Origin of the sequence: Streptomyces noursei ATCC 11455, assembly GCF_001704275.1 — a bacterium.
Taxonomy (GTDB): domain Bacteria; phylum Actinomycetota; class Actinomycetes; order Streptomycetales; family Streptomycetaceae; genus Streptomyces; species Streptomyces noursei.
This window is the reverse complement of sequence record NZ_CP011533.1, coordinates 9,240,979-9,251,531: the sequence shown is the minus strand read 5'-3', so window position 1 is coordinate 9,251,531 and position 10,553 is coordinate 9,240,979. Positions and strand designations below refer to the sequence as shown.

The window sequence follows — 10,553 nt, the reverse complement described above, 5'->3', positions numbered from 1 at the left end:
CGAAAGGATCCGATCCGCCATGCCCGACAGCCCTGCCCGCAGCGAGTTGCTCGCCGCGATCAGCACACCCGACCGCGCGCCCGAGGACATCGCCGCGCTGCCCCTGCCCGAGTCCTTCCGGGCCGTGACCGTCCACAAAGAGGACACCGAGATGTTTCACGGCATGTCCAGCGCGGACAAGGACCCGCGCAAGTCGCTGCGCGTCGACGAGGTGCCGGTGCCCGAACTGGGGCCCGGCGAGGCCCTGGTCGCGGTGATGGCCAGTTCGGTCAACTACAACACCGTGTGGTCGTCCATCTTCGAACCGCTGCCGACCTTCGGCTTCCTGGAGCGCTACGGGCGCACCTCGCCACTGGCCGCCCGCCACGACCTGCCGTACCACATTCTCGGCTCCGACCTGGCCGGCGTGGTGCTGCGCACCGGCCCGGGAGTGAACGTCTGGAAGCCCGGTGACGAGGTCGTGGCGCACTGCCTGTCGGTGGAGCTGGAGAGCGCGGACGGGCACGACGACACCATGCTCGACCCTGCCCAGCGGATCTGGGGCTTCGAGACCAACTTCGGCGGCCTGGCCGAGATAGCCCTGGTCAAGGCCAACCAGCTGATGCCCAAGGCCGCCCACCTCACCTGGGAGGAGGCCGCCGCGCCGGGCCTGGTGAACTCCACCGCCTACCGGCAGCTGGTCTCCCGCAACGGCGCCGGGATGAAGCAGGGCGACAACGTGCTGATCTGGGGCGCCAGCGGCGGTCTGGGGTCGTACGCCACCCAGCTCGCCCTCGCCGGCGGCGCCAACCCGGTCTGTGTGGTGTCCAACCGGCGCAAGGCCGAGGTGTGCCGGTCCATGGGTGCGGAGGCGATCATCGACCGCTCCGCCGAGGACTACCGCTTCTGGAGCGACGAGCACACCCAGAATCCGCGGGAGTGGAAGCGGTTCGGCGGCCGCATCCGGGAGTTGACCGGCGGCGAGGACGTGGACATCGTCTTCGAGCACCCCGGCCGGGAGACCTTCGGTGCCTCCGTCTACGTCACCCGCCGGGGCGGCACGATCGTCACCTGCGCCTCCACCTCCGGCTACCGTCACGAGTTCGACAACCGCTATCTGTGGATGCACCTCAAGCGCATCGTCGGCACCCACTTCGCCAACTACCGCGAGGCATGGGAGGCCAACCGCCTCGTCGCCAAGGGGAAGATCCACCCCACCCTCTCCTGCACCTACCCGCTGGCCGACACCGCGCTCGCCGTCCACGACGTGCACCGCAACGTCCACCAGGGCAAGGTCGGCGTGTTGTGCCTGGCCCCGACCGAGGGCCTGGGCGTGCGCGACGAGGAGCTGCGTGCGCGGCACATCGACGCGATCAACCGGTTCCGCTGACCGCTCCCCGGCCCCGTAGCGCCCCGCTACTGCGCGGTGAGGGCCCGGTGGATGCCACCGGGCCCTCACCGCGTTGCCGTCACCACCACGTCAGTCGCTTCGGTGGGCCACGGTGTACAGCACGGCGCTGACGGCCGGGACGGCGGCGAGGACCCACCACACGCGGTGGTAGCCGCCCAGGAGATCACCGGCCGCCGGCGATCCCAGGACCGCGGTGAAGATACTGACTCCCAGTACGGCGCCCAGTTGCCGGAAGGTGTTGTCGATCGCGGTGCCCACGCCGAAGCGTTCGGCGGGCAGGGCATGGGCCGCCGCGTTGTTGAGGGTCGACAGGGCCAGCCCGACACCGATGCCGTTGAGGACCAAGGGGGCAGCCAGTGCGTCGCCCAGTGGGCCGTGGTGCCCGTGCGCAGGACGAGGGCGGCGGTGCCCAGGCTTGTAGCACAGGGCTCCGGGGGCGAAGACGGCACGGTAGCCGAGACGGTCGTTCAGCCGTCCGGCCTGTGACGCGACGACCGCGGTGATCAGAGCGCTGGGGCTGACCGCGAGCGCGGAGCGCAGTACGGAGTAGTGCCAGACGGTCTGGAGGAACAGCAGACTGGAGAGCAGAAAGGCGAAGAAGGCGACCGAGAAGACCAACGTGGCCAGGTTGGACGCCTGGAAGTTCCGGATGCGGAACAGGCTCAGATCCAGCGCGGGACGAGCGGCGCGACGGCACCGGTACACCAGTGCCGGAATCAGTGCGACGCCCAGCGCGAACGCGCCCCACACTCGTGCGTCCAACCACCCCGGGCGCGGCCCGTGGACAATGGCGAAGCTGAACAGGGCGGGCGCGACCGCGACGATCGCGACACCCACCGGGTCGGGGACGCCGCGCGCGGCCATGGCCGTGGCACGGCGCTCGGGCGGGAAGGCGGGCAGCAGCAGCGCCAGGGAGGCCGGGACGATGACGGCACCGAAGATGCCCTGCGCGGCGCGGGCGGCGACGAGGGCGCCGAGCGTCGGGGCGGTCCCGCACAGGGCGCTGGCGAGCGCGAAGCCGAGCAGACCGGTCTGGAAGAGGCGCTTGCGGCCGAACTGGTCGGCCAGTTGTCCGGCCGGGATCAGGAAGGCGGCGAAGAGCAGCGTATAGGCGTTGAGCACCCACACCAGGCGGCTGACGGGGGCGTCGAAGCTGCGACTGACGGTGTCGAAGGCGACGTTCACGACCGTGGTGTCGAGGAAGACGATGAACACGCCGAGACTGGTGATGGCCAGGACGCGACGTGCCCGCGCCGCGGGCGGCGGTGACGGTGGCCGGGCGGCGGGCGAGGCGGTCCCCGCCGCGGGTGGGTCCGGACGTCGGCACGGACCCACCGCGCTCAGCTCCACATGCTGATCACCCAGGCGAACAGCGCCGTGAAGGTCACCGCCAGCAACACCAGACAGTGCGGATAGAAACGCCGCCAGGGCTGGACGACCGAACCGATCAGGGTCAGTACCAGCCCCAGCACGACGATGCGCTGACCGCGTGCCGCGGCGGACTCCAGGGCCCACTCCCCCACCGGAATCCCGGCGTGGCCGGCCTCGGAGGTGTAGACCTTGTACGGGATGCCGCTGGCCGGCTGGTGACGTACCGCGCGGGCGCCCTCGGCGCGTAGCTCGTGCTGGACGGCGGTGTGCATACGATCCGTCGTCAGCGGTTGCGGCAGCTGCACGCTCGTACCAGCGTAGAGCGCGAGCCCCACCACGCCGCCCACGACGCTGGCCAGCGCGGCGCTCACCGTCAGCCGCAGCCCCGCGCGCGGAGCGGCCACGCACAGTACGGCCAGCGCCAGTTCGGGCAGCAGCGGCCAGCTCAGCGCCTCCGCGAACGACCAGGCGGCGGCCAGCGCCAGCCCCCAGCGGCCGACCGCGATGCGGGCGACACGGCGCCGCAGTCAGCTGTCCCGCTCCTGGTACGCGTCGGTCAGGGCGAGCACCTCGGCACGCGCCCGGTCGGCCGAAGCGCCCCGCATCGGCGTGCCGATCCGCACCCGGATCGGGCGCGGGTTCAACTTGCCGCCCTTGGGCAGCAGTTCGGACAGCGCGACGGGGAACGCGGAGAGATGCGCTGGCAGCATGGCCAGGGAAACAGCCGCTGCGGCAGCTCAGACAACGCCGGCAACGGTGAATACGTTCGGAGAGATTTCATGCCGTACGCCGTATCGGCGCACCACGGCCAATCGCCCTGCGAACCACGGTTTCAGCGCGTATAAACCCATCATGAATCGGACGCTACAGGACGGAAGATACGTCAACGCCCCGCAGAATCCGAAGACTACGGACTGTGATAGTGCCCCGATCCGGGACGCTCTTGCCGTAAATGAACCGACCCGCAAGGACCTTGTTCCGCGTACCCTGCTGCGTTCTCTGCGGGCCGGGAGAATATCCGGCCGAGCGGAAGTCCCCGCGTGCGGAACCAACTCCCGGCAAAGGAAAGCGCTGACGTCCGGTGAGAGGCCGTCTCCTGTGCCACCGCGGCGAGTTCGGTGCGGGTGGTCGTGTCCTGGCCGGGTACGCGGGTGGGCGAACACCGGGCGGGCGACGGGGTGGTGGCCGGTCCTCAGCCGACGGGGCGGTCCCTCTCGGGTTCCAGGTCCAAGGTGGCCTGTGCACCGCCCTCCGGCGGGTTCTCGTAGGTCACCTGGGCGCCCAGGACGCGGGCCTGGCCCATGACGATCGTCAGGCCCAGGCCGATGCCCGTGCCGCGCTCCCGGGCTCCCGTGCGGAATCGTTGCGGGCCCAGTGCCAGGAGGTCGGCGGGGAATCCGGGACCGTGGTCGGATACGCGTACGGCGGTGCCGTCGACCTCGATCGCCACCGGCGGGTCGCCGTGCCGATAGGCGTTGGTGACCAGGTTGGCCAGGATCCGCTCGACCCGGCGCGGGTCGGTCTCCACCACCTCGTCCGTGTGCACCCGTACCTCGACCTCCTTGCCGGAGACCGCCGCGGCCCGGCGCGCCAACTCGCCCATCCGCACCGCCTCGCGCCGGGCCTGCTCGACGCCCGGCACGTCCAGCCGCGCCACCTCCAGTACATCCTCGACCAGCCGGCGCAGTTGGTCCACGCCTCCGCAGACCAGTTCGGTCGGTCGACCGGGCGGAAGCAGGCCGACGGCCGTCACCAGGCCGGCCACCGGGGTGCGCAGTTCGTGGGCGATGTCGGCCGTGACCCGGCGTTCGGCCTCCAGCCGGCCGTTCAGGGCGTCGGCCATCGTGTTGACCGCCTCCCCGAGCCGGGCGATCTCGTCCTTGCCCTTGGGCTCGACGCGCGCCGTCAGATCGCCGCCCGCGATCTGCTGCGCGGTCCGCGCCGATGCGCCGATGCGCCGTCCCGTGGCCGCCGCCACGGCGATGCCCAGCCCGCAGCCCAGTGCGACGGCGGCGGCGCCGGCGCCGAGCAGCTGTTGGTCCAGCTTCTTCAGGGCCTGTGCCTGCGGTGCGTAGGAGCGCCGTACGGCGAGGATGTCCTGGCCGCTGCGGGAAGCCGCCCACATCACCGGGCCGTCGTGGTTCCCGGCGGCCTGGAGATAGGTGGCCCGCACCGGTCGGTGGGTGACGGTCGCGCGCAGTGCCGCCGGCAGGTCCGGGGGGTCGACCAGCGCGTCGCTGTCGACGCCGGCGGCATGGTCCTCCAGTGCCTGGACGAGCTGGGCGTCGGCCGCGTGTGCCGCGTCCCCGTACTGCTGGTCGGCGGTGCGCTGGTGCACCAGGAGCCCGATGAGCGCGGCGGTGACGGCGGCGGTTGCGGCGATGATCAGGGCGGTCTTGGTACGCAGTCCCATGGCGGTCAGGGGTTGCCGGGCGGCGGTGTGGCCACCAGCTTGTAGCCGAAGCCGCGGACGGTCTCGATCCGGTCGCGCCCGATCTTCCTGCGCAGTCGCTGCAGGTGGACGTCGACCACCCGGCTGTCGCCGTCCCACGCGTAGTCCCACACCCGCTCCAGCAGGGCGGCCCGGGACAGCACCACCCCGGGCTCGGACGCGAACTCCAGCATCAACCTGCGCTCGGTGGGCGTCAGGTCCAGCAGTTGCCCCGCGCGGCGGATCTCCATGGAGGCCGTGTCCACCGTGAGGTCGCCGATCTGCAACAGCGATTCCTCCGCGGCGTTCGGCCCGGTCCCGGCGAAGTCGGTGGCCCGGCGCAGCGCCGAGCGGATGCGGGCGACGAGCACCGGCACGTCGTACGGCTTGGTGAGGTAGTCGTCGGCCCCGGCCTCCAGTCCGAGGACGACGTCCACCGGGTCGGTCCGAGCGGAGATCATCAGCACCGGCACCCGGCTCACCTCCCTGATACGGCGCACCAGGCTGACCCCGTCGAGATGGGGCAGCATGACGTCCAGCACGGCGACGTCCGGTGCCCTGTCCCGGAACTGCGCCAGCCCGGCGAGCCCGTCGGAGGCGGTCCGCACCTGGTATCCGTAACGCTCCAGCGACAGCTGCGTGGCCTCTCGCAGCAGCGGGTCGTCCTCCACGAGCAGCACGTCGGTCATCGGTCGGTCTCCTGCTCTTACGGTTCGGGGGCGTACAGGTGCACGGAGCGCAGGTCTTCGCCCGTCTCGGCCGGGTTCGGGAGGTGCGCGGACCGCACGCTGGCGCGGGTGTAGTAGGAGACGTTCTCCTGGCGCTGCAGACCGGACAGTTCGACGGTGGCCGGGTAGCCGGTCTTCTCGCAGCCGGGGATGCACCACATGCCGCTCACCTCACCGGTGGCCACGGCCTTCGGCTGCCCCCAGTCCCGCCACTTCAGGTGGGACAGCGAGGTGAACTCGGTCAGGCCCAGGCGCGTGGGGCGGATCAGCGGGTGTCCCATGGTGTCGGAGACGTAGACCGGGCCGGCGGCCGGGCTCCGTGTGGGGGCGGGGCCCTGGACCTGTGGCTGGTCCGGGCCGCCGCACCCGGTGATGCCCACGGCCATCACCAGCGCCAGTGCGCAGGCCGTGACGATGGCCGTGGGTCTGTGCATCGGGATCCTTCGTACGCCTCGACGGTCGGGCCGGCGCTCAGCGGGTGGCGAGCGGGCGCTTGCCCTGCAGATCCTCGGAATCGTACGTCCCCTGCTGCCCGGCCAGCTTCAGGGTGAAGGCGGAGTACACCCGCTTGCCGTTGACGACCTTGGGGTCGGAGAGGCTTATGGTCGCCTTCAGCGGCTTGGTCAGGCAGGTGTCGAGGCACCAGGTGCCGGTGACCTGCCCGGTGCCGACGGCCTCCTTCGCGCCCCACTGCTTCCAGTCGACCTTGTGGATGGTGGTGAACTCGGAGAGCACCAGATCCCGCGGACGGCGCTCGGCACGCCCGGTGTCGGCGTTCTCCTCACCGAAGTGGTTGATCACATACGGGGTGACGGCCGTGCGCACGGCCTTCGCGGGGGCAGCGGGGGTCGCGCCGTTCGCCGCCTGGGCGGTGGCGGACAGGCCGAGCGCGGCGGCACCGGCGAGGCCGGCCGCGAGCACCGCCCTCCGGCGGAAGGTGCTGGTCGTCGAGGTACGGTTCATGGCTTCCTGGCTCCGTTGATGTCGCTGGTCATCGGTTGGCGCTCCAGAAGCTATGCCGAGCACTTCTCGACGATTCGTCACTTGTGTTGCAGCCGTGCATCGACGACTGTTACACGACCTACACACAGGACGGACCGCCCGGCCCGCTCGGGCCCTGCGGCGATCCGGGTACGCATCGACGTGATCGACCGTCAGGCCCCGTGCGCCGCAGGCATTGCCGCGGCCCGTCCGCCATCGAACGGTTCGGGCGGTTCCTGAGCCGCTTGCCGCACCCGATCCGGTCGCGCACTCACCCGGCTCGCCGCCATGCGAAGCGCTCCGCGCGGTTTCCGCAATGCGGGAACGGGGCGTTCGAAGCACTTCATCGACGCACGGGAATTCGATGCGGATGGGGTTCCGTAGCGGCGCATGGCGGGGCGAAAGGCATTGCGGGTATGGCGAGTTGGGGCATTGACGCCGAGAGGTGGGGAATCGTGCGTGGTGGTGGACACGTGATGGCCGGAGGTCCTGGTGCGCGCGGCGGCGAATGCCGATGAGCCCGGCCGGGGTGACCGGCCGGGCTCATCTGCTTTCCTCTGCCTCAGGGCGAGTTGCGGTCAGTGGCCGCCCTCGTCCACGACCGCGACCTCCTCGATGTTCTGCTCGATCGCCTCGGCCGGGACCGCGGAGGCGAGGGCCCAGTAGTAGATGCCCACCGAGAACACCGTGACGATCGCCATGTCCCACCACAGCGGGATGTGGCCCTGGCCGCCGAAGCCGCCCTGCCAGGAGATGACGCCCATGCCGATGAGGTACACCGGAAGCCACCGTGCGGCCTTCCAGTCCAGGCGCGGAGCGTTCGGCAGCCCCTTCTTCGTGGCGTACCAGGCGTAGCTGCCGAGCAGGACGTAGCCGATCACGATGGCCCAGCCGAGCCGTTCCAGGGTGGTCCAGCCGGCCCAGTAGATGATCAGGCTCGCCACGGCGAAGGACAGCGGCGCGATCACCTTGCCACCGGGCAGGCGGTACGGACGCTGGTGGTGCGGCAGACGGTCGCGGAACACACCGAACGCCAGCGGCGCACCGGCGTACATCAGGACGCTCGCCGAGGTGATGAAGGAGACCAGCTCCTGCCAGCTGGGGAAGGGCAGGAAGCAGATCACGCCGGTGACGAAGGAGATGATCAGCCCGAACCACGGCACCCCGCGGCCGTCGGCCTTCTCGAACAGTCGGGGGGCGTAGCCGTTCTTGCTCAGGCCGTAGGAGATCCGCGAGGTGGAGGTGGTGTAGATCAGGCCGGTGCCACCGGGGGAGATGATGGCGTCCGCGTACAGGACCCAGCCCAGCCAGCCCAGCCCCACCACGGTGGCCAGACCGGCCCAGGGGCCGCTGATGCCGGCGTAGTCCAGCTTGGCCCACCCGTGTGCGAAGGACGCCAGCGGCAGCGCGCCGATGTAGACGACCTGGAGCAGGGTGTAGATGACGGCGCCGATCACGACCGAGCCGATGGTGGCGCGCGGCAGGTCACGCTTGGGGTTGCGGCTCTCGCCCGCGAGTTGGATGGCCTGCTCGAAGCCGAGCAGCGCGAAGATGATGCCGCTGGTGCTGATGGCGCTGAGCACGCCCTTGGCGCCGAACGGGGCGAAGCCGTGCGAGGTGAAGTTGTGCGGGTGGAAGTTGGTCGCCGCGATGACGAAGATCGCCCCGAGGGGTACGGCGATCTTCCACCAGGTGGCGGCGCTGTTGGTGTGGGCCAGCACCTTCACGCCCAGGAAGTTCACCGCGACGAAGATCGCCATCAGGATGACCGCGACGATGAAGCCGCTGGCCGTGAGGGTTCCGTTGGCGTGTTGGAGGCTCTTGGCCCACGACCAGTGCCCGGCGTAGCCGATCATGGCTTCGACCTCGATCGGGGCCACTGTCGCCGCCTGGAGCCAGGAGAACCAGCCGAAGGACATGCCGGCCAGGCCGCCGAAGGCGTAGTGCGGGTAACGCGCGGTGCCGCCGGCCACGGGGAAGAGGCCGCCGAGTTCGGCGTGCACCAGGGCCAGGAGCACGATGGCGACGGCGCCGATGCTCCAGGAGATGATCGCGGACGGGCCTGCTACGACTACGGCCTTCTGGGCACCGTAGAGCCATCCGGATCCGATGATGGAGCCGACCGAGGCCCACATCAGGCCGATCAGTCCTACATCCCTACGCAGGGTGCCTGGTGGGCGTGCCTGCAGTGGCGTGATCTCGTCAACGCTTGCCATGAGGGGGGCCTTTCAAGACAGCTGGCCGGAAAGTTGCCTCAGAGTAGGGAGCTTTCCGGCCCCTGCAAATAGCCAGTGACGAAAAAGTTACTTTTCGCGGAAAATTCATGGCGGATACAAAGGATTCGACGCCACCACAAGACGCCGAAATATCCGGCCAGTTGCGGCCGGCGAGCTGGTCCGGGCGCCTGGTCAGCGACATCCGGACGGCCATTCATCCCACCAATGAGGTGAATTCAATTTGGCGAAAACTTTGAGATGCCCCGCCAATGGCATTACTTTTCGTCGCCTATGGTCTTGCGCTTCCGGTCGGCGAATTCCCCGGCGATCACATGCGGGGCGCCGCGCGGAGGGGACATGCTGGGGAAGGTGGCACGGTGCCGCCGGACGACGGTCCCGCCACCCTGGAGCGGTGAACAGCGGATGACCAGCAACCCCGGCGACGCCCCGTCTCCCCCGCCGACCGGTGCCGGCAACGGGCCCGCCGTGTCGCGCCGGGAGTTCGACGCGCTCTTCGCTGCGGTCCGCACATGGGGCCGCTGGGCACCGGCCGACCGCGGCGCCTGGAACCGGGTGACCCCGGACCACGTACGGCGGGCCACCGCCCTGGTCCGGGACGGCGCGGTGATCCCGCTGGCGCGTCCGTGGGACACGACCGCCGGCCCGGACAACACCAAGCCCGCGTTGCACTTCATGTCCGACCTCGGCGATGTCGAGGCCCCGGAGCCCACCACGCACAAGGACTTCCTCGCCGTCGACTACCACGGCAAGGCCGTCAGCCACCTGGACGCGCTCTCCCACATCGCCTACCGCGGGCGGCTCTACGACGGCCGCCCCGCGGGCGAACTCGTCGACGCCAAGGGCGCCCGGTTCGGGGCCGTGGCGGCGCTCGGCCCCCTGGTGACCCGGGGGGTGCTGCTCGACCTGCCGACCGTCGTGGGCAACGCGTGGCTGGAGCCCGCCCGAGCGGTGCACGCCGAGGACGTCGCCGCTGCGGAGCGGGCCCTGGGTGTGACGATCGGCGACGGCGACGCGGTGCTGCTGCGGACCGGCAGCATGCGCCGCCGCCGGGAACGCGGCGCCTGGAACCCCGACGCGGCGAGCGCCGGCTTCCACGTGGACGCCCTGCCGCTGCTCGCCTCGCGCGGGATCGCCCTGCTCGGCGGCGACGGCGACAGCGATGTCCGGCCCTCGCCGGTCGAGGGCGTGCACTCTCCGGTGCACGCCCTGGCGATCGCGGCCATGGGGGTGCCACTGCTGGACAACCTCGATCTGGAGGCGCTGTCGACTGCCTGTGCGGAGGCGGGCCGCCATGTCTTTCTGCTGCTGGTGGCTCCGCTGAACGTCCCTGGCGGCACCGGCTCGCCCGTCACCCCGGTCGCCGTTCTGTGACGCCCCCGCCTCCCCTCTGACCAGCACCGTCCCCCGGAAAAGCC

The 10,553-nt window shown here is 70.6% G+C and carries 10 protein-coding genes; 2 read left to right on the top strand and 8 right to left on the bottom strand.

Annotated features, from left to right (window positions below):
• The first annotated feature begins 19 nt into the window (after positions 1 to 19).
• Positions 20 to 1,369, top strand: coding sequence for a crotonyl-CoA carboxylase/reductase (ccrA, locus tag SNOUR_RS39750; RefSeq protein ID WP_067357056.1), 1,350 nt, complete (start codon positions 20 to 22; stop codon positions 1,367 to 1,369).
• Between the two features lie 90 nt (positions 1,370 to 1,459).
• Here ccrA and SNOUR_RS46715 read toward each other — a convergent pair whose 3' ends face one another.
• The 8 genes from SNOUR_RS46715 to SNOUR_RS39710 form a co-directional block, all read right to left on the bottom strand.
• Positions 1,460 to 2,605, bottom strand: coding sequence for an MFS transporter (locus SNOUR_RS46715; RefSeq protein ID WP_067357053.1), 1,146 nt, complete (start codon positions 2,603 to 2,605; stop codon positions 1,460 to 1,462).
• Between the two features lie 125 nt (positions 2,606 to 2,730).
• Positions 2,731 to 3,165: a hypothetical protein gene (locus SNOUR_RS46710; protein ID WP_067357050.1), complete on the bottom strand. Its 435-nt coding sequence runs from the start codon at positions 3,163 to 3,165 to the stop codon at positions 2,731 to 2,733.
• Between the two features lie 123 nt (positions 3,166 to 3,288).
• The gene (locus SNOUR_RS46705; RefSeq protein WP_067357048.1) at positions 3,289 to 3,471 is read right to left on the bottom strand and encodes a hypothetical protein; all 183 of its coding nucleotides are present in this window, start codon (positions 3,469 to 3,471) and stop codon (positions 3,289 to 3,291) included.
• Between the two features lie 482 nt (positions 3,472 to 3,953).
• The gene (locus SNOUR_RS39730) at positions 3,954 to 5,174 is read right to left on the bottom strand and encodes an ATP-binding protein (protein WP_067357046.1); all 1,221 of its coding nucleotides are present in this window, start codon (positions 5,172 to 5,174) and stop codon (positions 3,954 to 3,956) included.
• 5 nt (positions 5,175 to 5,179) lie between these two features.
• Entirely contained in the window at positions 5,180 to 5,881 is a 702-nt protein-coding gene (gene cseB / locus SNOUR_RS39725; protein ID WP_067357043.1) for a two-component system response regulator CseB, read from the bottom strand.
• 17 nt (positions 5,882 to 5,898) lie between these two features.
• Positions 5,899 to 6,354, bottom strand: a complete 456-nt coding sequence (locus SNOUR_RS39720; protein ID WP_067357040.1) for a hypothetical protein — start codon at positions 6,352 to 6,354, stop codon at positions 5,899 to 5,901.
• A gap of 37 nt (positions 6,355 to 6,391) precedes the next feature.
• Positions 6,392 to 6,883: a hypothetical protein gene (locus tag SNOUR_RS39715; RefSeq protein WP_067357037.1), complete on the bottom strand. Its 492-nt coding sequence runs from the start codon at positions 6,881 to 6,883 to the stop codon at positions 6,392 to 6,394.
• A 596-nt stretch (positions 6,884 to 7,479) separates the two neighbouring features.
• Complete coding sequence (locus SNOUR_RS39710) at positions 7,480 to 9,117, bottom strand: APC family permease (protein WP_067357035.1); 1,638 nt, start codon at positions 9,115 to 9,117, stop codon at positions 7,480 to 7,482.
• A gap of 423 nt (positions 9,118 to 9,540) precedes the next feature.
• Between SNOUR_RS39710 and SNOUR_RS39705 the strand changes: the two genes are divergently transcribed.
• Positions 9,541 to 10,509 (top strand): cyclase family protein, encoded by a 969-nt coding sequence (locus SNOUR_RS39705; RefSeq protein WP_067357032.1) that lies wholly within the window; start codon positions 9,541 to 9,543, stop codon positions 10,507 to 10,509.
• Positions 10,510 to 10,553 lie beyond the last annotated feature (44 nt).

What these genes read in the sequence shown, in the direction of transcription:
- ccrA (WP_067357056.1), top strand. Translation starts at nt 20, where the DNA reads ATGCCCGACAGCCCTGCCCGCAGCGAGTTGCTCGCCGCGATCAGCACA.
- SNOUR_RS46705 (WP_067357048.1), bottom strand. Translation starts at nt 3,471, where the DNA reads ATGCTGCCAGCGCATCTCTCCGCGTTCCCCGTCGCGCTGTCCGAACTG.
- SNOUR_RS39730 (WP_067357046.1), bottom strand. Translation starts at nt 5,174, where the DNA reads ATGGGACTGCGTACCAAGACCGCCCTGATCATCGCCGCAACCGCCGCC.
- cseB (WP_067357043.1), bottom strand. Translation starts at nt 5,881, where the DNA reads ATGACCGACGTGCTGCTCGTGGAGGACGACCCGCTGCTGCGAGAGGCC.
- SNOUR_RS39720 (WP_067357040.1), bottom strand. Translation starts at nt 6,354, where the DNA reads ATGCACAGACCCACGGCCATCGTCACGGCCTGCGCACTGGCGCTGGTG.
- SNOUR_RS39715 (WP_067357037.1), bottom strand. Translation starts at nt 6,883, where the DNA reads ATGAACCGTACCTCGACGACCAGCACCTTCCGCCGGAGGGCGGTGCTC.
- SNOUR_RS39710 (WP_067357035.1), bottom strand. Translation starts at nt 9,117, where the DNA reads ATGGCAAGCGTTGACGAGATCACGCCACTGCAGGCACGCCCACCAGGC.
- SNOUR_RS39705 (WP_067357032.1), top strand. Translation starts at nt 9,541, where the DNA reads ATGACCAGCAACCCCGGCGACGCCCCGTCTCCCCCGCCGACCGGTGCC.